25 protein-coding genes are annotated in these 26,590 nt (G+C 45.3%); 7 read left to right on the top strand and 18 right to left on the bottom strand.

Annotation, left to right across the window (positions count from 1 at the left end; genetic code table 11):
* The first annotated feature begins 74 nt into the window (after positions 1-74).
* Both MHN09_RS10680 and MHN09_RS10675 read left to right on the top strand, forming a co-directional pair.
* Entirely contained in the window at positions 75-728 is a 654-nt protein-coding gene (locus tag MHN09_RS10680; RefSeq protein WP_061486003.1) for a YchJ family metal-binding protein, read from the top strand.
* Positions 729-903: 175 nt separating this feature from the next.
* Positions 904-2,319, top strand: a complete 1,416-nt coding sequence (locus MHN09_RS10675) for an alpha-amylase family protein (protein ID WP_080589184.1) — start codon at positions 904-906, stop codon at positions 2,317-2,319.
* A 79-nt stretch (positions 2,320-2,398) separates the two neighbouring features.
* On the opposite strand, the gene MHN09_RS10670 is transcribed toward MHN09_RS10675, so the two are convergent.
* The 4 genes from MHN09_RS10670 to MHN09_RS10655 form a co-directional block, all read right to left on the bottom strand.
* Positions 2,399-3,373, bottom strand: a complete 975-nt coding sequence (locus MHN09_RS10670) for an NADPH:quinone oxidoreductase family protein (RefSeq protein WP_061486004.1) — start codon at positions 3,371-3,373, stop codon at positions 2,399-2,401.
* A gap of 74 nt (positions 3,374-3,447) precedes the next feature.
* A complete protein-coding gene (locus MHN09_RS10665; protein ID WP_061486005.1) occupies positions 3,448-4,506 on the bottom strand; it encodes a phosphotransferase family protein in 1,059 nt (352 codons plus the stop codon).
* A gap of 49 nt (positions 4,507-4,555) precedes the next feature.
* On the bottom strand, positions 4,556-5,791 hold the full coding sequence (locus MHN09_RS10660; protein WP_014949762.1) for an acyl-CoA dehydrogenase family protein: 1,236 nt from the start codon (positions 5,789-5,791) through the stop codon (positions 4,556-4,558).
* Between the two features lie 11 nt (positions 5,792-5,802).
* The gene (locus MHN09_RS10655) at positions 5,803-6,489 is read right to left on the bottom strand and encodes a histidine phosphatase family protein (RefSeq protein ID WP_039216471.1); all 687 of its coding nucleotides are present in this window, start codon (positions 6,487-6,489) and stop codon (positions 5,803-5,805) included.
* Between the two features lie 338 nt (positions 6,490-6,827).
* Between MHN09_RS10655 and MHN09_RS10650 the strand changes: the two genes are divergently transcribed.
* Complete coding sequence (locus MHN09_RS10650; protein ID WP_061486006.1) at positions 6,828-9,458, top strand: TonB-dependent receptor; 2,631 nt, start codon at positions 6,828-6,830, stop codon at positions 9,456-9,458.
* Here the strand turns inward: MHN09_RS10650 and MHN09_RS10645 are convergent.
* From MHN09_RS10645 to MHN09_RS10635, 3 genes are all read right to left on the bottom strand, one after another.
* Positions 9,455-10,447: an XdhC/CoxI family protein gene (locus tag MHN09_RS10645; protein ID WP_039225462.1), complete on the bottom strand. Its 993-nt coding sequence runs from the start codon at positions 10,445-10,447 to the stop codon at positions 9,455-9,457. The two genes, MHN09_RS10650 and MHN09_RS10645, sit on opposite strands and share 4 nt — an antisense overlap.
* 27 nt (positions 10,448-10,474) lie before the next feature.
* Positions 10,475-11,152 carry a DsbA family oxidoreductase gene (locus MHN09_RS10640; protein WP_061486007.1) on the bottom strand — a complete coding sequence of 226 codons (678 nt, stop codon included), beginning with the start codon at positions 11,150-11,152 and terminating at the stop codon, positions 10,475-10,477.
* Positions 11,153-11,234: 82 nt separating this feature from the next.
* Positions 11,235-12,050, bottom strand: coding sequence for an SGNH/GDSL hydrolase family protein (locus tag MHN09_RS10635; RefSeq protein ID WP_061486008.1), 816 nt, complete (start codon positions 12,048-12,050; stop codon positions 11,235-11,237).
* 83 nt (positions 12,051-12,133) lie between these two features.
* On the opposite strand from MHN09_RS10635, the gene hemN reads away from it, so the two are divergent.
* The gene (hemN, locus tag MHN09_RS10630; protein ID WP_061486009.1) at positions 12,134-13,507 is read left to right on the top strand and encodes an oxygen-independent coproporphyrinogen III oxidase; all 1,374 of its coding nucleotides are present in this window, start codon (positions 12,134-12,136) and stop codon (positions 13,505-13,507) included.
* A 2-nt stretch (positions 13,508-13,509) separates the two neighbouring features.
* On the opposite strand, the gene MHN09_RS10625 is transcribed toward hemN, so the two are convergent.
* From MHN09_RS10625 to moaB, 7 genes are all read right to left on the bottom strand, one after another.
* Positions 13,510-14,751, bottom strand: a complete 1,242-nt coding sequence (locus MHN09_RS10625; RefSeq protein WP_239240641.1) for an ATP-binding cassette domain-containing protein — start codon at positions 14,749-14,751, stop codon at positions 13,510-13,512.
* Between the two features lies 1 nt (position 14,752).
* Positions 14,753-15,448: a molybdate ABC transporter permease subunit gene (gene modB / locus MHN09_RS10620; protein WP_239240638.1), complete on the bottom strand. Its 696-nt coding sequence runs from the start codon at positions 15,446-15,448 to the stop codon at positions 14,753-14,755.
* A gap of 2 nt (positions 15,449-15,450) precedes the next feature.
* Positions 15,451-16,671, bottom strand: coding sequence for a molybdate ABC transporter substrate-binding protein (gene modA, locus MHN09_RS10615; RefSeq protein ID WP_239240635.1), 1,221 nt, complete (start codon positions 16,669-16,671; stop codon positions 15,451-15,453).
* Complete coding sequence (locus MHN09_RS10610; RefSeq protein WP_014949772.1) at positions 16,653-17,126, bottom strand: molybdenum cofactor biosynthesis protein MoaE; 474 nt, start codon at positions 17,124-17,126, stop codon at positions 16,653-16,655. Before MHN09_RS10610 ends, modA begins: the two co-directional genes overlap by 19 nt.
* Positions 17,127-17,128: 2 nt before the next feature.
* Positions 17,129-17,377: a MoaD family protein gene (locus MHN09_RS10605; protein WP_075177406.1), complete on the bottom strand. Its 249-nt coding sequence runs from the start codon at positions 17,375-17,377 to the stop codon at positions 17,129-17,131.
* 165 nt (positions 17,378-17,542) lie between these two features.
* Positions 17,543-18,022, bottom strand: a complete 480-nt coding sequence (gene moaC / locus MHN09_RS10600; RefSeq protein ID WP_239240632.1) for a cyclic pyranopterin monophosphate synthase MoaC — start codon at positions 18,020-18,022, stop codon at positions 17,543-17,545.
* Complete coding sequence (gene moaB / locus MHN09_RS10595) at positions 18,019-18,525, bottom strand: molybdenum cofactor biosynthesis protein B (protein WP_014949775.1); 507 nt, start codon at positions 18,523-18,525, stop codon at positions 18,019-18,021. The genes moaC and moaB overlap by 4 nt, the downstream gene beginning before the upstream one ends.
* A 124-nt stretch (positions 18,526-18,649) precedes the next feature.
* Here moaB and MHN09_RS10590 point away from each other — a divergent pair, with 124 nt between their 5' ends.
* Positions 18,650-19,420, top strand: coding sequence for a HesA/MoeB/ThiF family protein (locus MHN09_RS10590; RefSeq protein ID WP_239240629.1), 771 nt, complete (start codon positions 18,650-18,652; stop codon positions 19,418-19,420).
* A gap of 91 nt (positions 19,421-19,511) precedes the next feature.
* A complete protein-coding gene (locus tag MHN09_RS10585; RefSeq protein WP_239240626.1) occupies positions 19,512-20,630 on the top strand; it encodes a succinylglutamate desuccinylase/aspartoacylase family protein in 1,119 nt (372 codons plus the stop codon).
* A gap of 202 nt (positions 20,631-20,832) precedes the next feature.
* On the opposite strand, the gene MHN09_RS10580 is transcribed toward MHN09_RS10585, so the two are convergent.
* Together MHN09_RS10580 and MHN09_RS10575 are read right to left on the bottom strand one after the other, a co-directional pair.
* Positions 20,833-21,768: a hypothetical protein gene (locus tag MHN09_RS10580; protein WP_239240623.1), complete on the bottom strand. Its 936-nt coding sequence runs from the start codon at positions 21,766-21,768 to the stop codon at positions 20,833-20,835.
* Between the two features lie 2 nt (positions 21,769-21,770).
* Positions 21,771-22,886 (bottom strand): aminotransferase class I/II-fold pyridoxal phosphate-dependent enzyme, encoded by a 1,116-nt coding sequence (locus tag MHN09_RS10575; protein ID WP_239240620.1) that lies wholly within the window; start codon positions 22,884-22,886, stop codon positions 21,771-21,773.
* A 138-nt stretch (positions 22,887-23,024) separates the two neighbouring features.
* Between MHN09_RS10575 and MHN09_RS10570 the strand changes: the two genes are divergently transcribed.
* Entirely contained in the window at positions 23,025-23,453 is a 429-nt protein-coding gene (locus MHN09_RS10570; protein WP_014976775.1) for an Lrp/AsnC family transcriptional regulator, read from the top strand.
* On the opposite strand, the gene MHN09_RS10565 is transcribed toward MHN09_RS10570, so the two are convergent.
* On the bottom strand, positions 23,450-23,950 hold the full coding sequence (locus tag MHN09_RS10565) for a hypothetical protein (protein ID WP_239240661.1): 501 nt from the start codon (positions 23,948-23,950) through the stop codon (positions 23,450-23,452). The genes MHN09_RS10570 and MHN09_RS10565 overlap by 4 nt on opposite strands.
* Before the next feature lie 162 nt (positions 23,951-24,112).
* On the bottom strand, positions 24,113-26,560 hold the full coding sequence (locus tag MHN09_RS10560; RefSeq protein ID WP_239240617.1) for a zinc-dependent metalloprotease: 2,448 nt from the start codon (positions 26,558-26,560) through the stop codon (positions 24,113-24,115).
* Positions 26,561-26,590 lie beyond the last annotated feature (30 nt).

Here is a 26,590-nt window from a genome sequence, read left to right as displayed (position 1 = left end):
AAAAAAGTTGGGGCTCACGCAACTTATACTTATACTGTAGCGCTTTGTTTTACTCTTAAACTGCGAGTTGTCTTATGCGCTGTTACTGTTGCTCATCAAAATCCTTCGACGAATGCTGCGAGCCTTTTATTAAGGGTGATAAACACCCTAGTTCTGCAGAGCAACTTATGCGCTCCCGGTTTTCAGCCTACGCCACAGCACATTATCAATATATTCTTGAAACCTACACCAAAGAAAAGCAGCAGGGTCTCTCTGTAGAGGATTTGGCGCAAAGCGCACAAGGTGCGACATGGTTCGCACTTAAAGTACACCCCACTCTAGCGGCTAGCTCCGTAGATAGCTTGGTAGGTAACTTGGTCAGTAGTACTGAAGATAGTTCGATAGACAGTACTGTACATGCCGACGCTAAAGTCGAAGCAGTAACCAACGCCGAGCCAATCTCTAAGACTAATTTAAAGTCCATCTCCAAACCCATCACCAAACCCATCACCAAACCCATCACCAAACCCAATAATGCCATTGTTGAATTCACTGCTTACTATTTTGAAAATAAAAGTATGTATCAGCTTCACGAAACGTCGAATTTTAGTGTTGAAGACGGTAAGTGGCGTTATCACGACGGCGTATTACACGACGACTGCGGCAAAATTAAATACGGGAGAAACCTACCTTGTGTTTGCGGTAGCAACAAAAAATTCAAACAGTGCTGCGCAACTAAGAGCCGCTAACCCAATTGCAATAACTAACTGTACTCCCTTCCCTGCGTATCTTGATTGTTCACCTTTCCTTTAATTTAAAATTAAAGGTGAATAGAATACGTATGCATGATGTTTATTATTTGTAAACAAAATGTAAGCATTATTTTCATCTTTTATCTCGCTCCCACATAAAATAGGACACACTATGAAGATGAAGAAACATGCGGCAGGCGTTTTAATAGGCGCAGCACTGAGTACATTAAGTTATCAAAGCTATGCCGACGTTATACTACACGCATTTAACTGGACCTACGACGACGTAGCCGCAAAAGCCCAGGAAATTGCGGATCTTGGTTACACCAAAGTACTTGTTTCACCTGCTTATAAATCGACAGGTGACCAGTGGTGGGCGCGATATCAACCACAGGACTATCGAGTTATTGATAACCCACTTGGTGACACTGCTGACTTTCAAGCGATGGTTAATGCATTAAATGCCAAAGGTGTAGAGACCTATGCGGATATTGTCTTTAATCATATGGCGAACGAAGCATGGAAACGTTCAGACTTAAACTACCCCGGAAGTGAAGTACTACAGCAATACTCATCAAATCAGGGATACTACAATGGCATCACATTATTTGGTGATGTAAGTAGCGGCCTTTTTGGCGGTGGTGACTTCCACGGTACGTATGATCAAGGTGGTCCTAAGTGCATTAGTAACTACAGCGACGTGGGCGATGTTCAGTACAATAGATTATGCGGCGCCGCGCCAGATCCTGGCTTGCCCGACCTAGACCCCAATAATTGGGTAGTAGCCCAGCAAAAAGCGTATCTTCAGGCGTTAAAAGACATGGGTGTAACCGGTTTCCGCGTTGATGCTGCAAAGCACATGACCAACTATCATATCAACGCGGTGTTCGACAGCAATATAAAAAACGGCGTGCATGTTTTCGGAGAAATAATTACCACGGGCGGTGCAGGCTCTAGTGAGTATGATAACTTCCTTGCACCTTATTTATCAGCAACAGGTCACTCGGCCTACGACTTCCCGCTTTTCGCGCAAATACGTAGTGCATTTAGCTTCGGTGGTTCGATGAATGCCTTAGTTGACCCAGGTGCGTACGGTCAGGCTTTATCAGGCGACAAGGCCATCACATTTAGTATTACCCACGACATCCCGCTAAACGACGGCTTCCGCTACCAGTTACTTGACCCTACCGACGAACATTTGGCAAATGCCTATGTACTAGGCCGTGACGGTGGTGTTCCATTACTGTACTCAGATAACAATGAAAGTGGTGATAATCGTTGGGTAGATTTGTACAAGCGTGATGACATCAAGGGTATGGTTAAATTCCATAACGGAGTTCAGGGCAGTGGCATGCAAGTGGTAAGTCATAATGACTGCGTTATTTTCTTCAAACGTGACCATCAAGGCGTTGTGGGTATTAATAAATGCGCAGACGGCCAAGATATATGGGTAGATACATCTACGGACAATTTGTGGTGGTATAGAAATTACCGCGATACGTTAAGTAATGATGTGCAATATATTACAACTCAGTGGCACAAGTTCTATGTACCAGGAAGAAGCGCCCGAATGTGGCTTATGGAATAACCCACTGTTAACAAGAAAAGCCTGAACATCGATTGTTCAGGCTTTATTGTTAAGTTACCCACGTGTCAGGCTTGTAGGATCAGGGCACAAGCACCATCTTACCTTTCACTTCCCGGTTCATTACCTTGGCCATGGCTTTCGTTGCTTGTTCTAAGGGTAATGCTTCATCTACGACCACCTTCACCTTACCTTGCACATACCAAGTTAAAAGCTCTTGCATATTTTCCGCAAAGCCTTTTGGATCGTGCTGAGTAAACGAGCCCCAAAATACGCCCATAACCGAATAGCCTTTTACCAACGCTAAATTAACCGGGAATTTCGGGATCTCACCGCCAGCAAAGCCAACCACAAGTAAACGACCTTCCCATGCCATACTGCGGCTGCAAGCGTGGAATGTGTCACCGCCAACGCATTCATAAACTACATCGACACCTTTGCCGCCTGTGACTTCTTTCAGCGTTTCTTTGAGATCTTTTTCTTTGTAGTTAATTAAAACGTCTGCGCCATACTCTTTAGCAAGCGCCAGCTTTTCTTCTGTTGAGCAAACTGCAATAACTTTAGCGCCCATAATCTTGCCTATTTGCACTGCTGCTAAGCCAGTACCACCCGCTGCGCCGGTTACAACCAGTGTTTCGCCTGGCTGCAGTTTTGCGCGCTGCTTTAACGCGTGATGTGCTGTCGCATGCGCAGTTACAAGAGCAGCCCCCTCATTAACATGGATGGGATCAGGTAACGGCATAACATGAGTGGCAGGGATCAGCGCTTTTTCTGCGTAACCACCTAAGTTAGACAACGCAATAACTCGTTGCCCTTCTTTTAAATGGCTTACGCCCTCACCTACTTCAGATATGGTGCCTGCCACTTCATTGCCAGGAATAAACGGGAAGTCTGGCTGCATTTGATACAGACCTTGCACCAATAGTCCGTCTGGAAAGTTCACCCCTGCGGCTTCAACATTTACGACTACATGCCCTTTTTTTACTTGCGGGTCTGCAACGTCTTTAAATTGAAGTTCTTCAAGTGGTCCAAAAGATTCGCATACAATTGCTTTCATACTGTCTCCAGTTGCTTTGTTCGACGAGCACGCTATTGATAGCATGACCTGTCATTAAATAGGTTATATGGCGTTTATTCGCTTTGGTGAATGGTTTGGTTCGCAATTTGCGCCAGAGGTCGCACCATTGCGCCTAATTGCATAGCCTTCTCGCTTGACGCATTGCCATCGTGTGCGCGTTTTACCACGCCTTGTAAAATAGCGGCTAAACGGAAAAAACTAAATGCGAGGTAAAACGTCCAATTGCTAATGGCATCAATACCTCTTCGCTCGCAATACGCATTGATATATTCTTGTTCACTTGGAATACCTAACTGCTCTCTGTCTAAACCACCTAACCCAGCTGCGTGCGCAATGTCAGAGGGAAGGCGCAACTGCATACATTGGTAAGCCAAATCGGCATACGGATGCCCCAACGTTGATAATTCCCAATCAAGTACTGCGACTACTCTTGGTTTTTTAGGGTCAGACATATCAAACATCATGTTGTCTAAACGAAAATCGCCATGGACCAACGAGACTTGACCATCATCTTTTGGCAGGTTGGCCTCAAGATACTGAATAAGACTTTCAATTTCTTCAACATGCTCAAGTTCAGATGCACGATACTGTTTTGTCCACCTGCTTAGCTGACGTTCAAAGTAGCTGCCAGGCTTTCCATAATCGCGTAAGCCTGCGCTTTCAATATCTACACTGTGAAGCGCTGCAAGCACCCGGTTCATTTCATCATACATGGCACCGCGAGTAGCAGAAGACGCTATTTCAGGCAGTGCACTATTCCAAAAAATGTCACCTTCAACATAGGCCATAATGTAAAACATGCTACCGATTATGCTGGCATCTTCACATAAATGGTACGCTTTGGGCACAGGCACTTCTGAGCCCTGCAACGCATTAATAACGCGAAATTCTCGGTCAACTGCATGGGCCGATTTCAGTAACTTACCCGGAGGTTGACGGCGTAACACGTAGACGCCGTTATCCGTAGTAAGCTTGAACGTCGGGTTCGATTGCCCACCCGCAAATTTCTCAGCACTTTTGACGTGCCCAATACTGGGGCACGCAGAAGATAAATACGAATTCAGCACTGCTAAATCTATGACATGTGGGGCTTTCGCATTGTCTTTAGACACATTCACTCCTTACCCGTAATTTTTTGTATTGTTTATTTACAACACTGACTTATTCAGCGACTGCTTTTTCAGCAATAAGATTACGACCTAACTGCATCATGTGAACCTGATCAGGGCCATCTGCCAGTTTGATAGTACGCGCATAAGCGTACATGGCAGACAATACGAAATCTTGGCTTGTACCTGCAGCGCCGTGCATCTGAATGGCATGGTCGATAACGTTACAGGCCATAGTAGGTGCAACTATCTTGATAGCAGCGATAAGGTCGCGCGATACTTTGTTGCCATAGCGATCCATCTTATCAGCCGCTTTCAACGTAAGCAGACGCGCCTGTTCAATATCACAGTGCATCTGCGCAATGCTTTCTCTAACCGATTGCTGTTTTGACAACGGTTTGCCAAACGCCACTCGGCTTTCAACTCGTTCACAGGCCATATCGAGCGCGCGCTGTGCACAGCCAATAAGGCGCATACAATGGTGAATACGGCCCGGGCCTAAGCGCCCTTGTGCGATTTCAAAACCACGCCCTTCACCAAGCAGTAAGTTTTCTGCCGGTACACGTACGTTTTCAAACAAGACTTCAGCATGACCAATAGGCTCGTCGTAATAGCCCATTGCTGCCATTGGGCGAACAATAGTTACACCCTTGGTGTCCATAGGAACTAAGATTTGAGACTGCTGCTGGTGACGAGGCGCATCGAAATCAGTTTTGCCCATTACAACCATAATCTTACAGTTTTCATTCATAGCACCGCTGGTGTACCACTTACGGCCGTTGATAACGTATTCATCACCATCGCGCTTAATGGAAGTTTCGATGTTAGTCGCGTCACTTGATGCCACTGCAGGCTCTGTCATAGCAAAGGCTGAGCGTATTTCCCCGTTTAAGAGAGGCTCTAACCACTGCTTTTTCTGACTCTCGTTACCGTATTTCGCCAGCACTTCCATATTGCCGGTATCTGGCGCACTACAGTTGAAGATTTCAGAGCTAAACAAAACTCTGCCCATTTCTTCACAAAGTGGTGCATACTCTGCGTTAGTCAAGCCCGCGCCATATGGCTTATATTCTTCAGGTAAAAATAGATTCCAAAGACCCGCTTCTTTTGCACGCTTTTTCAATGTATGCATCATTTCAGGCGTTTTCCAACGACCTTCGCCATTGTTGGCAGAGCCATTTTCTACGGCGTGAATGTATTCCTTTTCAATTGGATACACTTCTTCTTTCATAAACGCTTTTAGTTTTTCTAAAAGTGCTTGGGTCTTTTCATTATATTCAAAGTTCATAACTGCCCCATTTAGCTGTAGGTAATGGCGTGTAACCTGTCAATCACATCCAGGTGAGGTACGCTGTTGAAGTTATTAAGGTGAACGCCTCGCGCATTGGCAAAGCATTGAGAAAAACTGGCATTTCGGATCTGCAAATTCATATTCACAACGGTGGCCGCATCGTAGCCAAGAATGTGTTTGAGCATCATGGCAATTGCACCGCCAGAACTCACAACGAGAACACGCTTCGCATCTATACTTTGAAGGTGCGTGAGCATACTGTGAACTCTGTCTTCGAACTGACCCCATGTTTCATCAAGGAGTTCATGCGCCAATTCGTCTTGCGACCAGGCAAGCATTGCTTTTTTTAGCAATCGGTAATATTCAGAAGGCGAAGCACCTTCAGGTACTTTTGCTTCTGGGTAGCGTGTTAAATAGGCGGTAGCCACTGCCTGAAAATTGAATTCATTCAGTGCGCTATTCACTGTAACTTCAGGTAGCGTATAGTCTTCAGTAGCAATACCCGAGGCAATACCTTCTTTGGTTTCGTGATGCCTAACCATGTCGCCAGAGAAAACTGCATCAAATTCAACATTGCGATGCTTGAAATAGTCACCAAGCCAAATGGCCTGTTGCCCACCCAGTTCACTAAGTTTGTCATAGTTCGCTTTGCCAAAAGACGCTTGACCATGTCGCACTAAATAGATGTCTGTCATACCGCTGCCTGATGTTATTAATATGTTAACTTTCAACCAACATACTAAGGAAAACAGCGATATAAGTTTAATTGATATTTTGAATGAGTATGCATCATGTGAAACTATTCACTGCCAAATATCTGTTCGCTTTTTGCACGTTGCGAACAAAATTTGACATGATAGCTTCAAATGCGTGCAATATATGTTCATTAGATTGTATAGTGAAAAAGCACTACACGACGTCATAGGGAAGTTGGCGTATTTAAAATGTAAAGGACTGTACGCATTTGGACGCGACCTTGTCGTGATTAATTTTGTTTAAAGCCCCCCGCTTTTGAAAAATAAAAAGAACCAAAATGAAGTCACTTACACACGCTTTGTCTTGTAATAGCTTAAGCATATCTACACCACAAAACGCCATTACGCGTTGCCTGTGTAGTTCGCCGTTTATTGCCTCTATTGTTTCGTCGACACTTGCTTTGGCTCCCCACGCTCACGCCGATGAGAATGCTCTATCTACTCCGCATAACAAAAAGGCGCTGGAACACATTGTTGTACAGGCGCAAAAGACCAGTCAAAACTTGCAAGATGTGCCCGTTGCGGTCACTGCGCTTTCAGGTCAAGACCTAGTTGAAACAGTTAGCCGAGATGTGTTTGACCTGCAAAACTACGTACCTGCCTTTGGCGCGTTTCAAAATCAAAGCGTAACAAATTCAGGGTTTTCAATACGCGGCATTGGCACGTCTTCACAAAACTTCGGCTTCGAGTCTTCGGTGGGTTTATACGTAGATGGTGTGTACCGTGCACGACAAAACGCGTTAATAAACGACTTAGTCGATATTGAATCCATAGAAGTGTTGCGTGGGCCACAGGGCACACTATTCGGAAAGAATACCGCCGCTGGCGCAATGACGTTAACTACGGTCGCACCTTCACACGACGAGCGCGACGGCTTTGTCGAAGCCATCATCGGCAATGATAACTTGGTTCGTTTAAGCGCTGGCTCGTCGTTTTCGCTAATCGACGATGTACTCGCCATGCGAGTATCTGGCTTTAGTTCTCACAGTGACGGTTTCATTACCGACGAGCGCAGCGGACAAACCCTAAATAACCGTAACCGTTCTGCGATAAAAGCACAGTTGCTTTACACTCCAACAGATGAAATTAGCGTGCGACTTATTGCTGATTACGGCGAGCTAGACGAACGATGCTGCGGCGCACTTACTTTTCAAAACAACATTCAGGCTAATGACATAGCGGGTAAATTCGGCACTGATGCACTGCTGCTACAACCGCCGTTTAATGCAACTATTTACGGGCGCGATAACTTTTATGACTATAAAACCTCGCTGTCGCAAACTCCCCTTTCAAAAATGAAAGACAAAGGACTATCAGTTCAAGTAGATGTGGCTTTAAACAAAGCATGGGATTTTGTGAGCATAAGCGCGTACCGCGCGTTTGACAGCTTAGATACGGTAGATACCGACTTTTCTGATGCGGACCTTCTTACTGCCACTAACGACGCCAAGCAGCAGTCGTTTTCTCAAGAAATTAGATTACATTACACCAGTGAAGATGTGCGCGGTTTAATAGGTGTTTACTATTACAGCCAAAACTTAGATCTAACCTTTGATACTACCACGCAAGATGATTTTAGTGCGTTCTTTAATGCCGCCGCGCCCGATCTGCTGCCTTTGGCTAACGCCATCAACGAGCTATCTGCAGTTACATCAGGCTTTATTGCGCCTGCTGCAGCACCCGCGCCGTCCGGTACTGCTTTCGCGCACAGCGCCTATCAAGAGCAAGATAGTATTGCTTTATTCTCTCAGCTGGATTGGCTGTTAAACAGTGATTTCACTTTAACAACGGGCTTACGCTATACCCGCGAAGAAAAGTCGATTATCGGAGCCTACGATGAGCAAGGGCCTGGTATTGATGGACTAACTCAAGACCCAGCGCAATGGCCTAATGTAGGTCGTGCTGTAGTGGGGTTACAAAACATCGCTGCTGCGTTAGCGGCGGGACAAGCTCCTACAGCACAGTCCCTTAACGCAATAGCACCATTTCAACAAGCGGGCTGGGGATATTTTTTCTTGGGATCTGCAGCGGTTATGCCGCGCCCTGACTTAAACGAAGAGCTTGATGATTCACAGTTAACCGGCACGGTAAAACTGGCTTATCACCCTAATGACAACACGCTAACCTACGCTAGTTTTGCGACTGGTTACAAAGCTGGCGGTACGAATACCGACAGAATCTTACCTTCGCTTAGCCCGCTTTTTGATGCTGAAAAATCGCGAAGTGCTGAAATAGGTATAAAACACGATTTTGAAGAATACGGCGTGCGCGTAAATGCTGCGGCGCACTATACACAAATTAGCGACTTTCAGGCGACGACCTTTACCGGAACGGGGTTCAACCTGCAAAATGCGGGCGATATCATAGTAAAAGGCATAGAGCTTGAAGCCACATGGCTAATGACAGAAAGCACCGAATTACATGCAGTTGCTTCGCGCACATTGGCGAATTTTGATGAGTTTAAACGCGGTACCTGTTGGGTAGCGTACACGTGGCACACGGGCATTGACGACCCGGGCCGTGTGGCGCCTAACGACCCGTTCTGTTCAAGAGACGATGACCGCGTAGGCTTCGAGCCTCAGAACTCACTGTCTCTTATGCTGAATCACTATTTCGAAGTTGGGAATTATCCTGCCTCCGCCAGTATTGACTACCAATACACGGGCGACGTATTTCTTGATGATGCGAACGACCCGTACAAGTACGCTGACGACTTTTCATTATTTAACGTTCGCGTAAGTTTCACTATCCCACAATGGGATAGCGAAATTATTGCGTGGTCGCGCAACGTTTTCGATGAAGAGTACGTTGCACGAAGTGGCTTTGATGTACCCGTACAAACCGGAAAGATCATGGCCTACCCAGGCGCGCCTAGAAGCTTTGGCGTTACCTTCAGAAAGTCTTTCTAACGCTTTAAATGCGTAGGTTTGGTATGAAACACCGCATGGCACTGAGCAATAACAGACAGCGCTATATGCTCAGGTAGCTCACCACCAATGTCGAAACCAGCGGGGCTTGCAAAATACTGAGTAAAGTTGGTATCGCCAAGCCCGGCTAAATCCATAATTTCCTGCTTACGGTGCAGTGGCCCGAGCATTGCCGTATAGGTTAACGATTGCTTGCTTAGCACCTGCAGCGCCTTTGCATCAATTTCACGGTGATGGGACATAAGCACTGCTGCTTGAACGTTATGTTCGCCCATGTGAAGACGTAAGCCTTCAGTAGACGGGTCTTCAATCAAGTAATTTACCTCGGGAAAATGTTCAAGTCTTGCTTGTGCAGGCCTTGGATCCCAAAGGCTGACTAAATAGCCCTGCAAACTAGCAAGCTTAGTCATAAAGGTAGCGTCGTACCCACCTCCAACAACAAGTAGGTGGATAGGCGGCAGCATCAAAACCGACAACATGCGCTTGCCATCAACGGTGTCTAGCACAGCTTTTCTAGGTTTAGCAGAATGGTCTTCCAATTCCGTGCAATCACCCAAAGTACCGTCTACAGCGCAGCGCCACTCACACGCTTTTCCGTTTGATAAGCTTTTGCTAACCACATCCAACGATAAATACTGGTTACTCTCGTTAACTGGTACGAGTGCCAAGTGCACCACACCGCCGCATCCAACACCTAGCTTAAACGCGATGTCTTCTTCATCTTCGTCATCGTAAACCGCGGTACGACTTACCCCGTCTGTCATTACTCGCTGGGCTTTTTTAACGATGTCACTTTCTAAGCAGCCACCGCTTAATATACCTAACTGATGCCCAGCGTCACTAAACAACATCATGGCGCCTGCTTTGCGGTAGCATGAGCCTTCGGTTTTAAAAATAAAACCTAACACCCACTTATGCTTGTTTTTAAGTGGAAGCCACTGGGCCAACAAATGGTTAACGTGATTACTCATAACTACCTCTACACCCGTTTAACCTGCTTATTGCTGTGATGCTGCTTGGGCAATAAATGCAGCCAATGTTGCTGGCTCTTGTGCCCCGGCTACGCCCTGATTACCAATGACAAAAGTAGGTACACTTTGGATACCGCGCTGCATCCAAAGGGCTTCTTCCTCGCGCACTGCTTGCGCGTATTTTTCACTCTTAAGCGCTTGTTCAGCTTCAGACTTATCAAGGCCAACCGTTTGTGCCAACGCTACTAGAACACCTAGATCATTAATGTTTTTACCGTCTGTGAAGTAGGCATTAAATAAGGCCAGCTTCATTTCTTCTTCAAGGCCGTTTTCTGCAGCAAAGTGAATAAGTTGGTGAGCCTTAAACGTGTTCTGCATGCGAGAGTCGTCAGTAAAGTTAAACGAAAAGCCTAATTGCTCGCCCGCTTCTACTAACCGTGCTCGGTTCTGCGCGCTTTGCTGCTCACTAATGCCGTATTTTTCCATTATGTGCTCGCGAAGGTTTTGCCCTTCTTCTGGCATATTGGGGTTTAGCTCGAAGGGATGAAACTTAATATCCACTTCAATGTTATCAAGGGTTTTAATGGCTTCTTGCAAACGCTGGTACCCAACAATACACCATGGACATACTACGTCAGAAACCATATTAACTGTTACACTCTGCATACCGCTCGCACTTTGTACACCTTGCTCATTTGCTGCCATGATAGGCCTCGCTTTATTGAATTCATGAAGATATAAGGGCTTAGATAAGGTTACAAAAAGAAACTTCAACCCCACACTGCGATTATTTCGTCGCAGTTACATCAGTTTCTGCTGTGACTTTTGTTGTCGTGCCCATTGTGGTGCTGTAAAGCGTGGAAAGTTTTTCAAGGGCTGAGTGTGCCCATATTTCATAGCCTTTCGTGGAGGGATGAAAGCCATCTTCTGCCATCAAACCACTTTGCTGAATATCCGTCATAGTTCCGCTCACATTAAGTGCACTAACATATAATATGTCTGCGTTAGCCCGGGCTGTTACGCTATCAGCCAAAGCTTGGTTTAGTAACCACGCGCGGTAACCTAATAGTGCACGCAAAGGTTGCGGAAGCGCTGGAAAGCAATGAATTGGCGGTAGCGCAGTAAATAATATTGTTTCGCACCCAAATTTATCTGACAGTAGCGTACTAATAGCATCGATGTTTTGTCGCCACCGTTTCAACGGTACAAATTTGGTCACATCGTTAACACCAATAGAGACGAGCACCGACGAAAAGTACTCGGCAGGCATTTCATGAAGAAGCTTGAGCACATCTTCACTTTTAAAACCTGTTTTAGCATTCAACGTCACTCGCGTTGGCCCATGCTTAACAAGGTTTGAGTACAGCAGACCTGTGAGTGCCCCCATTTGCGTCGTTGCACCAACACCAGCGGCGGCAGAATCGCCTATAACCAAAACGTTATTAGTTAGCAGCAATTTACTATCGGCAGAGGTTAATACCCGCTCGCCGTCGGGCTCTGGTAGTACAGCGGTCTTCTTCCTCACCCACAATGCTTGAAGCAAAATGACTGGAAGAAGTAAAACAATTATCAGGTTTAATACCAAAACCTTGAAGTAGATCAAATCAGCCTCCTAAGCAATCCATTAAGCTTTAACCATCGAATTGAATTCGCGCCTAGATATCTACATATAAGTGCAGAGCCAATATGACAATAATTGCCGTACAACAACGTCCTGTATCAATCATTACCAAATATGCGTTGAATGCTCCTCGCTATACCTCTTACCCTACTGCACTTAAATTTGAACCGCTACAAGATGACATACTTCCACAAGCACTTGCAGTGTCAAAAGCGCCGGCAGTAAGTCTCTACGTGCACATTCCATTTTGCAAAACGCTGTGCTACTACTGTGGCTGCAATAAAATGGTGACACGTCACAATGAAAAAGCGGACGAATATTTAGATTACATAGAAAAAGAAATTCTGTCTAAGCGTTATTTAACTGACGGCAGGCGTGCAGTTTCTCTGCACTTGGGTGGCGGTTCACCCAGTTTTTTGAGCGAGACTCAGCATACTTATTTAATGTACCTGCTTAAGAAACACTTTACCTTTGAAGCAGGTGCTGAACTGTCAATTGAGTTAGATCCCAGAAATATCGATAAACACTATCTTCAAAACTTAAAATGTCTCGGCTACACACGCATTAGCTTTGGTTTACAAGATACTGATTACAATGTTCAGAAAACCATAAATCGCATACAAAGCACGTCTCACATTGCCGATTTAGTATTCGAGGCTCGATCGCTGGGTTTCGACTCAGTTAACTTAGATCTAATTTATGGTTTACCAAATCAGTCAATTGAAACATTCTCATCAACCATCGCCGCGACAAAAGCCATGATGCCAGATCGTATTTCGCTTTTTAGCTATGCACACCTTCCCGAGAGGTTCGCAGCGCAGCGTAAATTTGCTGAAGAAACACTGCCAAGTAGTGAAGAAAAAGCGGCGCTTTACAAGCTTGCCGTTAACAGCTTTACAAACATAGGTTATGAAATGATTGGTCTTGATCATTTTGCCTTAAGCAAAGACTCACTGGCTATTGCGAAAAATAAAGGCGAGCTTCACCGCAACTTTCAAGGGTATACCTTACGTGGCGATACCGACCTTATAGGGTTCGGCGTATCAGCCATTAGCACGGTAGGTAATGCCTTTGCGCAAAATGCTAAGGAGCTAAAAGAATATTACCATCGCTTAGACAACCACCTGCCCAATGCGAAAGTTGGACTGTCATTAAGTGTCGACGACCTGATTCGCAGAGACGTGATTTCTAGCTTAATGTGCAATTTAGCGGTAGACAAGCAAGCAATTGCCGACAAGCACCACATCATTTTTGATGAATACTTTGCTTCAGCCTTAAACAACCTTGAAGAACTTAAAGAAGACGGGCTTATCGAAATAACACCTCGGTATATTCGAGTGCCAGAGTCTGCTCGCATTTACATTCGGGCTATTTGTGCGCGTTTCGACGCTTATTTGAACGCAAGTGAAATACTCAGTAGCTACTCCAAAGCCATTTAAACCTAGGGCAATTTAAACCGCGCAATCACTTGCATCCCTACATCAAGCTTAAGACGCGATAGAGAGATACAGCTAATGCTGGCATAAAGGGTTTGGTTACTGCCTAGTACATCAAGTTTTAACAACACTTTCGCGCTGTTTACGGTCGCTAGCTTTTTAGAAGTTAGCTTTGTATCTGCGAGTTTTGTATCGGCGTTATTTTCAGGCTCGTTCAGGGGACTGAGTGGATTCGCCACGGGTTCGATGCTAGATATAACACATGGCAGCGCATTTAAAATACTGATTGTGCTGGCATTGCCAAAGTCAGCAGTATTGGTATCGATACTTACATCACAAGCTTTAACTGCAAAACGAACAGAAACTTTTTCACCGCTTTGCTGAGGCAAATAAGACACTGATTCTGCAGTGACGAATATCTCTTGCCCCGCTACCTCAACGCGCTCAATTCCGTTTTCCGACTGGCACTGCTCATTGCCTTGTAAGGTTAGAACATTTTGATCTTGTTGCGTTTGGCTACCGTGTTTGTAGCTGACAACGGCGCTTTGTGACTGGTTGCTGTCGTGTGCTCCGCTTCGCGCAGTAACTTTAAATCCCTCAAGTACGCTAGACGGTGTCGCAAATCCTTCTTTTTCGAATACTTGAGTCAATACATCGCGCGTTTTTCCACAAAGCTCGGTACGGCCTTGGTCAATAAAAACCAACTCATCGCTGAACAAGGCAAGGTCATCTAAATCGTGAGAGATTACAAGGCAGGTGAGCTTCCCCGACACACACAAATTGTTCAAAAACTGGTAAATTTTGCGACGGGTGAAGATATCAATTGCGCTTAACGATTCATCTAGCAATAACACATCTGGCCCATTGACCAACGCCCGTGCAATCGCGACCCGCTGCGCTTCACCACCAGAAAGCGCTTGAACTGGCTTATCGATTAAATGTTCGCAATAACAGCCGCGCAAACACGCATCGATAGACATTGCATTAGGGCTTGTGTGACGCTGCGCAAGGGCTAAATTACCGCGCACATCGGTATGGGGAAATAGCATGGGCTGCTGAAAAACGATGCCGACCTTTTGAGAGGTCCACGGCGTTTGCACACTTGCGCTTTTTTCTACGCCAGCTAGGGCGCGAAACAAGCTGCTTTTTCCCGCACCTGATGGACCGGTAATCCCAATGAATCGGCTTTGTGGCTGCAATGAGATTTGTGCGTTAATGCGATTTGGTAGTAGCGCAGATATTTGCATGTTAACGCGCCTCATCACTACGGGTGACACCGTTAAAACGATAGAGCGCCGCGAGCATTACGAATGAAAAAATCAAAAGGGCCAACGCAAGGTTGTGTGCACTGTTATATTCCAACGCTTCTACCTGTTCATATAGCGCGATAGACAGCACCTGAGTTGCTCCAGGAATATTGCCACCTATCATTAGTACTACGCCAAACTCGCCTATGGTATGTGCAAAGCTTAAGCCTAATGCCACCACGATGGGCGCTTTGCTTAAAGGAAGCACTATTTTTATAAACGCTTCAAAAGCCGAAAACCCCAGCGTTTTTGCTACATCTAAATAACGGTTATCCAATTGTGAAAAGCCGCTGTACAAAGGCTGCAGAGCAAATGGTAGGGAGTAGATGACAGACCCCAACACCAAACCTTCAAAGCTAAATGCTAAATTGCTCCCGGTTAGGCTTTGCCATCCCTGCCCCAACGCACTTTGCGGCGAAAAAGCAATAAGCAAATAAAAACCCAGCACAGTTGGCGGTAACACCAAAGGCAACGCGAGTATCGACATAAACAGAGGCTTAGCTTTGCTCTGCCATTTCGCTAAAAACCACGCTAGCGGCAATGCGATTAACAACAGTAGACCACTGGTTATAAAGGCCAGTTTTAAGGTGAGTAATATGGCTTCAAGTGTCGATGCCCCGAAGAATTCTGTGAGCATACTTAGTTACCGACGCCCGATGCAATGGTAGGTTCATAGCCCCATTCAATTAAGCTGTGCTGCACCCCTTGCGACATTAAATATTGTACGAACAGGCTGGGTGATGACACTCCATTAGCGTCACTCAAACGAAACGCTCTGGTTGTCTCAACGTTGTCGTTGTGAATAGGCTCATCAACTGGCGCTGTCACATTTTTAATTGGAAGTGGTTCGAACAGATTCGGAGATAATGTAGCTACCGTTTTACTATTAACCACCAACGACTGAATGATGGGTTGATACAAGGTTTCAGGTACGGGGACGATAACCGTAACAGCATCGGCGCTTTTGGTATTCACAACACTGTTAAAATTAGAAGGCAAATTAGAGGATAAGTCTGCGGGCAAATCTAACGCCGATGAGTATGCAACGAACGCCCCTTTCACGCTGCCGGTGGTATAAAACTGCAAGGTTTGTAGCACGTTTTTACCCATCACTCTGTGAGGTAAAAACTGTTGCCATAAGGATAAGTTTTGCAACGTCTGTTGCGCAGCATCACCATAGGGAGCCAGTTTAGGATTTGCGATAGCTACCTTGTTTTGTGGATTTTCCATTAATTGAACAAGCTGCTTCGACAAGCAATCGGTAAGCTGAACGTTTATTTGTGCAGTTGTGTCTCCAGTAGATGAGCGCGCGATCTGCTCGCAATTCCTTTCACCGGATGTTTCATGTGATGCCTCACTTGATAATTCGCCAGCATAGACAAACACAAGCTTGCCTTTAGCGTAATCCACCAGATTGCCGTGGTGAACTACGTTGTTATCAACCAACGCTTGCGGCCTAGCGCGATCAGCAGATAGAAAAACGTCGAAGCTAGCACCATGTTGAATTTGCGCATACAAAGTACCGCTAGAAGATACCGTTACCGCGACTTCTATGCCGGTTAGCTCAGTAAACTGCTCGGCAATACTCTTTAGCGGTTTTGCAAAGTTTGCCGCAACGGCTATGTTAATTTTTTCGTCGCGCTTGAAATTTACTGACTGGTTTTGTTTTTCGGCACTAATAACGCTCCCTTCATTTACATTATTATTTGCCGCTTCAAAACTGCTCGCCTGTGCCACAGAACTTGAAAAAGCCGTAACGCCTAGAGCTACACTTGCACTTACCAAAATAAGCATGGCCCAGTTAACAAAGCTTGAAAGTCGCGTTGCTAAAGAACAAACCATTACTTTTTGCGCATCCACTTAAGTGCCGCTTTATCGTCAGATGCTTTTGCCGCAACCCATTCAGATTTATCGCCCTTAAATTCTTTTTTCCAAAGCGGTACCGACTGTTTAAGCATGTCCATTAAGTAGCAGGCAGCGTCAAACGCCGCCTGGCGGTGGGGAGCGGCGGCACCTACCCATACAATTTGTTCGTTGTTGTGTATGCGCCCTACTCTGTGCAGTGCGCCAGCACTGTTAAGTGAAAAGCGTTCGCTCGCTTGTTCAACCAGAAGCATTAACGCTTTTTCAGTCATGCCCGGGTAATGCTCTAATTCGATGCCGTCTATATCGCCAGCGTTATTAAAATCTCGCACCAGCCCGGTAAAAGTAACAATCGCGCCGGTGTTACCGCAGGCCTTCTCATCTGCCGACTGTTTTAGCCTAGCGTACAGCTCGCCTTGATCGAAATCTTCAACTTGAACTAGCGCGAACATAGCTAGCCCCCAGTCACAGGTGGAAATAGCGCCAGCTCATCACCGTCGCTAAGTTCGGTTTGGTGATCGCAGAGCTCTTGATTACAGGCAGTTAGCACACTGCCCTCTAGGGCTAATGCCCACTTGTCACTACGCGTTTTAAGCTGCGATATCACGGTCTCAATAGTGCTGTTCTCGCTTATATGAAGCGCGATATTGTCCTCTCCCGTAATCTCTCTGGTTTGTGCGAATGTTTTTACCGTTACCTGCATGCTTTGCCTGTTATCTACGTTGTTAAGGTTGCTTTGTGCGCGCTAATTAATCTTTCCAAGCCTCGGAAATACGTTGAGCCTAAAGTGCGTTGCGTCTTGAATGCTTGTTCGCTTTATACACGTTACTTTTTTAGCTCACTGGCCTTTCACTGGCCTTTGTGAAAACTAGGTTTCGGACTGCCAGTGGCCTGTCTTACCGCCTTTTTTCTCCAGTACCCGTACCCCTTCCATATGCATGCCAGGGTCGATGGCTTTGCACATATCAAACAAGGTTAACAGCGCCACATTTACACCCGTGAGCGCTTCCATTTCAACGCCGGTTTTACCGCTTAGCTTGCAATAGCAGGTGGCTTGAATTCGATTTTGGTCGGCCTGAATGTCGAAGTTTATATCCACCTTTGATAGTGCCAATGGGTGACAAAGAGGAATAAGATCGGCGCAGCGTTTCGCCCCTTGAATACCCGCTACACGGGCAACTGCAAATACATCACCTTTTGCAATTTTTGCTTCAGAGATTTGGCGAATAACGTCTTCGCTTACGTATAAAAAACCTTCTGCTGTGGCTTCTCGCTTGGTAACGTCTTTGTCGCTAACGTCGACCATATTGGCTTCACCGCCAGCGTTTAAATGGCTAAAGGTGCTCATGCTTCCACCAAATGCTTCACAAAGTTACACGGTCTAAAGTCGGCATCAAGTTGGCTAGAAATAATCTTTTCCCACGCTGTGCGACACGCCCCTGTAGACCCTGGTAAGCAGAAAATAACCGTATTATTAGCAAAGCCCGCAACCGCGCGAGACTGAATGGTTGATGTTCCAATCTCTTCATAGCTAATTTGACGAAATAGCTCGCCAAAGCCGTCGACTTCTTTGTCGAACAATACACTGATGGCCTCTGGCGTTGAGTCACGGTGGGTAAAACCTGTACCACCGGTAATTAATACAGCGTGAATGTTTTTATCGGCAATCCATTTCGACACCACGGCGCGCTGCTGATAAATATCGTCTTTCACCAAATCGCGATCGTAAAGGTTATGGCCAACCGAGGTAAGCGCCTCTTTCAAGTAGTCTCCCGACTTGTCGTTTTCGAGGGTGCGCGTATCTGAAATAGTGAGTACGGCAATATTAAGGGGTTGGCTGACAACTGACATATGAAATCCTAATTTGATATGCGACATTTTGGAGGTTTTTGATAAAGTACCAGCCAAAATACTATTTGGTAATCACTTTATAAGGGTGCATGCCATGAATTCAACAACTAAGTTGGCATAAACTATGTCTAAAAGCCTAACTCATCAGCAGGCTATGCGTTATAACCGCCATATCGTGCTTCCAAAAGTGGATCTAGACGGTCAAGAAGCGCTGCTAAACGCCAATATTTGTATCATTGGTATTGGCGGGCTTGGCACCGCGGCTGCTACTAACCTTTGCGCCAGTGGCGTGGGCTCTCTTACACTTATCGACCACGACACAGTTGAGGCCACCAACCTGCCAAGGCAAACCTTGTTTAGCGAACAAGATGTAGGCACAAATAAAGTAGAGGCGGCTAAAGTGCGGCTTATTGCAATAAACAGCGACTGCGACATTACCGTAATGGCAGAACCGTTTTCGGCGCCCAGCTCTACTCAGCTTTCACCAGTGTTAAAACAAGCCATAGAGCGTGCTGACGTTGTGCTAGATTGCACCGACAATACAAACTCGCGAGATTTAATAAACCTACTGTGTTTTAAACTAAATACCCCGCTAGTATCGGGTGCAGCCATTCGCTTTGAAGGCCAGCTATTCGTCGCTATACCCGGTGAGAGCCGTTGCTATGCATGCTTGCGGACGCTATTTGAATCGCCTGATCTAAGCTGTGTTGAGGCAGGTATATTCTCGCCAGTAGTAAATATTGTTGGTACTTACCAAGCTATGCTTGCCATGCAAGTATTGATGGATTTCGATAATATTCCTAAAAACACGTTAATGACGTTTGATGCTCTGTCGCACGAGTGGCGAAACTGGAAGCTACCTAAAGGCGTAGACTGCGAGCTATGTGCTTGCTAACTATACCTGCTTTTGCAGCATGAATGATAAAAGCTGTGTTTAAAAGCAGCATATTTAAACAAAGAATAAGACAGAAAATAGGTTGATTTAAATGACAACCCAAGTAGTGAAAAAACACATGGTAGTGGCGCAAAACGCGTCTGGACGTAACATGAACGTGCCAATTTATCGTATGAAGGGCGCGCGCCCTGGCCCCACCGTGTATATTCAAAGTTCTATTCACGGCGCAGAAGTACAAGGTAACGTGGTTATTTACCATCTTATACAGCGCTTAAAAGACATGGATATTTGCGGCGAAATTATCCTAGTGCCCAACTGTAATCCCATTGGCACTAACATTAAAGCCGGTGAGTTCACTTTAGGCCGGTTCGATCCTGTGAACGGCACAAACTGGAACCGCGGCTATTTCTTCGATAAAGAAGCAGTTGAGCATTTCGCCAAAACGGTAACCCGCGAAGAGTCTATTGAAGGCATAAAACAACGTTTTCGCGCTCATTTATCTAACGCTATCGACAACAAATTGGCTGAACCATGGGGTTTAGGCTTGGCACAGCAGTTAAACCTAAAGCTACAGCAAATGGCGGTCAACGCCGATTTCGTGTTAGATCTCCACAACGGCCCGGTGTCTACCCGCCACGTTTATATTCCCGAATACGCCAAAGACAGCGCCAAGCTATTTAACATTCCTCACTGTATTTTTATTCCAAACGTATTTGCGGGGGCGTTGGACGAAGCGACGTTCTGCCCATGGTGGACACTACAAGAAAGCATAAAAACTAATTTAGCGCGTGAGGTAAGCTTTAACGTTGAAGCGTTTACGCTTGAAATGGGTAGCCAAGAAGTTATCGACTTTAACGAAGGTAATATAGACGCCACCAGTATTCTTAGCTACTTAAACGCCAAAGGCGTATTGCACGAATGCGATATTAAACCGACAGAAATGAAGCGTTTAGGCGTGTATTTAAAAGACTATAAAACCCTGTTTACTAACTGGGGCGGCATGGTGGAATACATGGCGAAACCAGGCCAAACGGTGAAGAAAGGCGAACCACTGGCGCAAATTTTAAATATTGACGATCTGGATACCGACAACGGCAGCAGGACCTTAGAAGCGCCTTGCGATTTGATCCCTATTCTACACTTCCCGTCGGCTTCGGTATTGAGTGGGACGCAGTTGTATAAGGTGTTTACTAATTACAAGGAGTTGTAGGTTTTATCTACAAATAGATACGATGCGAACTTGGTTGCAACAAATTGGACTAGAGTTTGTTGCAACCGCCCTAAGGGAGTGCTTATTCGCTGATTCATAAAGCAGCTACAAAGCGCACCTTTTTCACGAGAAAAATTGGCGAACTACGCAAGGGTCAATAGTCCGTTTTGCTAGATTCACTGAATATTTAGCAAGATAAAGCTTAGTTAATCCTATTTAGTACAAATTCGGCAATTTTTAAATCCTGAACTGCCAAACCCGTTAAATCTACAACCGTTGTCTCTGTTGCCATCGTTGGTCGCCTCCCCTTTGCGATTTCTGCTCCCAACTCGAACACTTGATGTTCACCGATAGCGGATGCACGAAGTGCTCTAGATACCTCACCACGTGTTAAACTTTGCTTTTTACTGTCCACAATAATTTTGGTGGCATTCACCAAAATATCTGTATCCAGCTCCTGCTTCTCGGGTGTATCAGTGCCAATTGCAATTATTAATGTTCCTGCTTGGATCATCTTCTGGCTTAGTAACGGTCGGGAAGACGGGGTTGTGGTAATGATAAGGTTTGACTTCTCCGCCAACGACTCCAAGTGCTCGATAAGCTCTACACTATAACCTTCGACTTGCATGGACCGTCTAAAGCGTTCAGCAGCTTCCGTTGAACGTCCCCACACTATAATCTTCTTACATCCCGTCACTTGACTCACTCGCTTCACCTGAAGACGTGCCTGAATACCAGTACCTACTACCCCAATGGCAGAGACCACGGCAGGAGCAAAATACTTGGCAACAATGGCGCCTGCAATTGCAGTACGATGGTCGGTTAAAATACCTTCATCTTGCAGTAAACATTTGGCTTCACCTGTTTCGGTGGAGAACAGCATCATCAAGCCATTGCTGGACGGCAAGCCTAATACACTATTGCCATAAAAGCCTGATGCAACCTTAATCACATAATGAACTCCGGCCTTGAGGTAACCGCACTTAACATGTACTTCACCTTTCTCAAGCACTAGTTCACTTACAGGCGGGATGCACGCTAAGCCTTTGGAATAGTCAACAAATCCACTTTCAACATCAAGCAATGGGTCGAATTGCCTCAGCACGGTCAGAATTTCAGATTTAGTGACAATCTTCATGTTTACACCCCATATTTGTGCTTCACATAATGACTAATTCTCTCCAACCCTTTTTCTAAATGATCGTTAGGCGCGCCTATTCCTACTCTGAAGTAACCGTCTAAGCCATACACGTCACCAGGTAAAATAAGCACGCTCAATTCTTGTCTAAACTCGTGGGCAAGTTCAGTCGAGTTAACTGGTAAATCATAACGAATAAATGCCATACCTCCTGCCTTGGGCGGTACAAACGAGGCCCAGGAATTCCCATCGACCCACTCACTAATTCTATTTAGATTATCTATTAAGAATTCTTTACTGCGGGTTAATACCTGATGCCGAAAGGTTGGTTCTAGCACTATATTCGCTACATATTCGCTTACAGCACTAGTGGTGATGCTGGTATAATCCTTACACTGCCACGTTTTGTAGATGTCGTCGGGTAGCCCAACTAGCCATCCTAGGCGTAAACCAGGCATCGCCATAGCTTTTGACAAGCCGCAGGTAATAATCGCCTTTTCATATTCATCTGCAAAACTAGGTAGTTCATTTCCATCAAACTCCGCACCTTTGTATACCTCATCAGCATGGATATAAATGTCGTGCCGTTTTGCAAAGTTCACCAATTCCTGTATTTGTTCAAGAGGCAGCGTAGATCCCGTTGGGTTGTTGGGATGACAAATAGTGAGCATCTTGGTGTTAGCCGATATACTTTTTTCTAGCAGTTCAAAGTTTGGTAGCCAACCGTCTTGTTCCAATAATGGAATTTCGACGACCTTCACCCCTAACGACCTAGCCCACCCAGCTATCTGCATGTAGTTAGGAACAATAACTATTAGCTCATCGCCTTTTTCAAGTAAGCTCATTACCATTAGGAAATTTGCTTCAGCCGAGCCATTTGTAACGATTACATTGTCAGAAGTTCGATTGCTGTATAGGGCAGCAATGCGCTCTCGAAGTTGCACACTACCATTAGTCCAACCGTATCCAAGTTCAATATTCAATAGCTCTTGTTGCTGCTCCTGATTGAGCAGTTCGTTTAATCGATATGGGTGAACACCGCTATCAGATAGGTTCAATTCAACTAAGTTTTCATAGAGTGATTGGATTCGTTCAAGTGTAAATTCATCGATTTGCATGATTTGTCTTCTATAGGTCAATTGATACTGCTCAGTGTATGCTTGACCTGCTAAGCGATGAATAACACAATAATTGAATTTCGCGCATTTAACTTTGTAAAACAAAGGAAAAGGCTGCGTTTACTTTGGAAAAATAAGATGGACAAGATTAACAGAAATATTCTACATATTTTGCAGTCTGAGGGGCGTATTTCCTTCTCGGAATTAGCGAAACGTGTCCACCTTTCCGCCCCCGCGGTTGCTGAACGCGTAAAGCGATTAGAAGAGGAAAGCGTAATTACTGGCTATACTGCAACAATCGATAGCCACAACATGGGATTACCTATTACAGCCATGGTTCAAGCCCGTGTATTTATTGGTAAGGAGCCGCAAATACTAGCATTTATGAAAGAACGGCTAGAGGTCGTTGAAGGATACAATGTGACGGGTGAACGCGCCTTCATAATGAAAGTAGCGACAGATTCAATGAAAGCACTAGACGGCTTTTTGGAAGATCTATCAATAATGGCAGAGTCCAATACAATGATGATATTGTCCAGCGTGACGAGGAAGCCGCTCACAATTTAAGTACAATTTATCCCATTCAAACCAATATCATGTTTAAACTCTCCACGTCCGTTAAACACGCCAAAACCAACATCGGTTGCTTTAAGCTGTAAATCTAAAACCCAGTCTGTTTGTTCAATTGGTTTTAATTCAAAACGGTGTAAAGGAAGTGGGCATTTTAAGTAAAAGTTATGATAAGCCTTTCCCAAAGCACCTTGGTCTAGGGTATGCACGTAAATAGTGTTTTTGCCTATTTCAAATTCTTTATGAAAGTAGTCTGTATTATCGGTTAACACCATATCCATCGCGACGTCAAAAAAACCTAGGTTAACCTGAATAAAAGCCACTACAGCGATAAAAATGTTAAGGATGTTAGAAACCCATTTATTTTTGAACAAAAGCTTAAGTGCACCTTTCTGCTTAAAAATCAGGTAAACACCTGCACATACCGCTATCAATTTCACCCAGGCTACCATATCCCCGACCTGTGACATGAGCTTTGGGGAATGGTAGTTCATCCCCCACAAAACACTTCCATTAACGCTTTCAGCTAAAGGTATGAGAATTAGCAGTAGCCCAACAAATACAGGAATACGCCGTACCGCAGCATCCCTGTGCGGCATTGACGTTTTTTTACTACTATGGTTTTGCATCAGCAGCGTCCTTGGTAGCAGCGCATTTTAAATCGGCGAACCTGGCGGTAGCGGCTCTACTTCAAAGGTACTTGGCCATGCCTTACTAGCCCAATAAGTATCGAACTGTTCTTTCAGTATTTCATACTGATTGTCGTCTGCTTTGTCGTCTAACCATTCGCTAAATTCAAGAAGAGCAAGTTCGGCTTCCATTCTTACTTCAGGCGCCAACTTATCGTTAGTTACTGCTTTCATCACTGCATTTAACGCCACTAACTGTAAGCGTTTTGCTAATGGGCTTTGTGACTTATTTTTATACCAGTGAACGTTAAGTATTTGCTTCACCAGCATAGAAACGCCTACTTTTTTGCGTCTGTCATTACTACTTCTTGTTTGCCACTCTAAGCGGTTTAAGCGCTCTGGGTGCAATAGTAATTCAAACGCAAAGTTAGATGCTGAAGCAGCGGCAGAAACAGGGTCTAACATTAACCCCATTTTGCCCTTAAAGTGCTCGCGAGTAATATCGTCGCCATAGGCTGTAGGTGGAATAAGGGCGAGTACCGATTCAGGTATAGTCAGGTAATCAGCAGTAGTGGCAGTAATTAACTGTTGCATTGCGCGCTGCTGCACCGCAGGTGCTACAAACTGTTGGCCCTGTGCTTGGGTGTAGTCACCTTTGCGCTCGTATTCATACACTAAACCGCCGACTTGCTTTGCAACGGCTTCTAACTGATAACGGTGGAGTAAGTAAATAGGCACTAAAGCATTTTCAAGCGAGGATAAACTGCTATTTGGGCTTAAGGTGTCTAAACCCAAATTGGCTAACGCCAGTTCGCGCACTTGTGAAATTTCATCGAAAGCATCTAGCGGATTGCTACCGTTTTCCCACATATGACCATTTGCTGATGCATGACGACTACTGCGGGTATCGGGGTCTGACTTAAAACTTAAACCCTCATTACGGCCTTTTACGATAATTTTTGCCAAGGCTTCCGTTGCCTCTACGTCGCTGGCAAAATCTTGATAGCCATACGCGACGGCGTGAATATCCCATGCGCCTATGCCTTTATCATACGCGCCTTCCAAGCTAATTTTGCCGTTTTTAATACTAATTTTGGGATGAGGATAATCCATTACCGACGCACGGTTATTTTCACTTGCCGCAAAGTTGTGGGCTATACCCAATGTGTGCCCTACTTCGTGGGCTGAAAGCTGCCTAATGCGGTCTAAAGCCATTTCTTGCTGTGCAGTGGTGTCGGTGCTGCCGTCCTTAAAAGGACTGGTTAGGCCAAGGGCAATTAAATAATCTTGTCTTACACGCAATGAGCCGAGCGTAACGTGACCTTTGATAATTTCACCAGTGCGCGGGTCGACAACCGACGAACCATAAGACCAACCGCGCGTTGCGCGATGTACCCAGTTGATTACGTTATAGCGCACGTCCATTGGGTCGGCACCTTCGGGCAATACTTTCACCTGAAACGCATCTTTGTAGCCTGCGGCTTCATAGGCTTGATTCCACCAGCTCGCCCCTTCTTTAAGCGCGGTCATTACGGGTTCTGGAGTACCAGGATCTAGGTAATACACAATAGGCTCCACTGCTTCGCTCATTGCAGCATGCGGGGTTTTCTTGTTTAAACGATGGCGGGTAATAAAACGCTGTTCAGTAGGCTCGCTGATAGGCGTTGAATAATCAAAGTAACTGAATTTCCAGTAGCCCGAGTACGGGTGGTACTCTCTGGGCGTGTAATTGTCGTCAGGCAGTGCCACAAACGAGTGATGCAAATGCACCGACAAGCTTTCTGGGTCGGGCGTAACTTGCTGCACGTATTCGCCTGGCTTCTTACCTGCAAAGGTGACTAAAGCCTCTAATTCAGTATTCTTTTCAAAGCCTTTGGTTTTAGGTAAATACACGCCGCTTCGCATGTTATCTACGCTAAAACTGCCTTGGTTAGTTCCCGCTAAGCGATTGCCAATGCCGTGAATATCGCTTAATAAGAACGGTGTGTAATCTATTAGACTGGCACGGTCGTTTTTGGCTACCAGCGTAAAACCTGCGATAACCGAATCAGCAAAGGCTTCATCAATGCTCTGTTTCTCAGCGTCGCTGCCGTGAGCTGCTCGATATTTGGTGTTGTGCTGCTTTAATAAAACCTTGTTTCCAAATTTTTCAAAGCTTACTAAACGCGTATTGCCTAGCTGGCCGCGATCAAGGCCAATGTCGTTAGACCCTACGCCATACGGCAAACTACTTTGAAACAGGTATTCGGCGTGGTCTGTTGGCACCGCCAAGTAAACTTTGTCACTTTCATCGTCATAGTAAACAGGAATTAAGCCATCTTTTTTGGTCATATCGCTGGTGAATTCACCAATGCTTGGCAGCGCTGCCAATGCGGAAGACGTAGACACGACAAATAATACGGTAATCGCAATGGCCGATTTGCCCGATGCTTTTACTTGTCGCGCCGCTTTATGAAAAATGTTCAATTGCAGCATGCAGTTAGTCCTTATTATTGTGAATTTCTA

Origin of the sequence: Alteromonas sp. MmMcT2-5 (assembly GCF_022348315.1) — a bacterium.
In the GTDB taxonomy this organism is placed as follows: Bacteria; Pseudomonadota; Gammaproteobacteria; order Enterobacterales; family Alteromonadaceae; genus Alteromonas; species Alteromonas macleodii.
The sequence above is the reverse complement of the archived record's forward strand: the minus strand, read 5'-3'. Positions and strand labels throughout refer to the sequence as shown.

Bases quoted from the DNA above. Each gene is read 5' to 3' on its own strand.
- MHN09_RS10680 (WP_061486003.1), top strand. From the start codon at position 75: ATGCGCTGTTACTGTTGCTCATCAAAATCCTTCGACGAATGCTGCGAG.
- MHN09_RS10675 (WP_080589184.1), top strand. From the start codon at position 904: ATGAAGATGAAGAAACATGCGGCAGGCGTTTTAATAGGCGCAGCACTG.
- MHN09_RS10670 (WP_061486004.1), bottom strand. From the start codon at position 3,373: ATGAAAGCAATTGTATGCGAATCTTTTGGACCACTTGAAGAACTTCAA.
- MHN09_RS10660 (WP_014949762.1), bottom strand. From the start codon at position 5,791: ATGAACTTTGAATATAATGAAAAGACCCAAGCACTTTTAGAAAAACTA.
- MHN09_RS10655 (WP_039216471.1), bottom strand. From the start codon at position 6,489: ATGACAGACATCTATTTAGTGCGACATGGTCAAGCGTCTTTTGGCAAA.
- MHN09_RS10650 (WP_061486006.1), top strand. From the start codon at position 6,828: ATGAAGTCACTTACACACGCTTTGTCTTGTAATAGCTTAAGCATATCT.
- MHN09_RS10645 (WP_039225462.1), bottom strand. From the start codon at position 10,447: ATGAGTAATCACGTTAACCATTTGTTGGCCCAGTGGCTTCCACTTAAA.
- MHN09_RS10640 (WP_061486007.1), bottom strand. From the start codon at position 11,152: ATGGCAGCAAATGAGCAAGGTGTACAAAGTGCGAGCGGTATGCAGAGT.
- hemN (WP_061486009.1), top strand. From the start codon at position 12,134: ATGACAATAATTGCCGTACAACAACGTCCTGTATCAATCATTACCAAA.
- MHN09_RS10625 (WP_239240641.1), bottom strand. From the start codon at position 14,751: ATGCAAATATCTGCGCTACTACCAAATCGCATTAACGCACAAATCTCA.
- modB (WP_239240638.1), bottom strand. From the start codon at position 15,448: ATGCTCACAGAATTCTTCGGGGCATCGACACTTGAAGCCATATTACTC.
- MHN09_RS10610 (WP_014949772.1), bottom strand. From the start codon at position 17,126: ATGTTCGCGCTAGTTCAAGTTGAAGATTTCGATCAAGGCGAGCTGTAC.
- MHN09_RS10605 (WP_075177406.1), bottom strand. From the start codon at position 17,377: ATGCAGGTAACGGTAAAAACATTCGCACAAACCAGAGAGATTACGGGA.
- moaC (WP_239240632.1), bottom strand. From the start codon at position 18,022: ATGAGCACCTTTAGCCATTTAAACGCTGGCGGTGAAGCCAATATGGTC.
- moaB (WP_014949775.1), bottom strand. From the start codon at position 18,525: ATGTCAGTTGTCAGCCAACCCCTTAATATTGCCGTACTCACTATTTCA.
- MHN09_RS10590 (WP_239240629.1), top strand. From the start codon at position 18,650: ATGTCTAAAAGCCTAACTCATCAGCAGGCTATGCGTTATAACCGCCAT.
- MHN09_RS10585 (WP_239240626.1), top strand. From the start codon at position 19,512: ATGACAACCCAAGTAGTGAAAAAACACATGGTAGTGGCGCAAAACGCG.
- MHN09_RS10580 (WP_239240623.1), bottom strand. From the start codon at position 21,768: ATGAAGATTGTCACTAAATCTGAAATTCTGACCGTGCTGAGGCAATTC.
- MHN09_RS10575 (WP_239240620.1), bottom strand. From the start codon at position 22,886: ATGCAAATCGATGAATTTACACTTGAACGAATCCAATCACTCTATGAA.
- MHN09_RS10570 (WP_014976775.1), top strand. From the start codon at position 23,025: ATGGACAAGATTAACAGAAATATTCTACATATTTTGCAGTCTGAGGGG.
- MHN09_RS10565 (WP_239240661.1), bottom strand. From the start codon at position 23,950: ATGAACTACCATTCCCCAAAGCTCATGTCACAGGTCGGGGATATGGTA.
- MHN09_RS10560 (WP_239240617.1), bottom strand. From the start codon at position 26,560: ATGCTGCAATTGAACATTTTTCATAAAGCGGCGCGACAAGTAAAAGCA.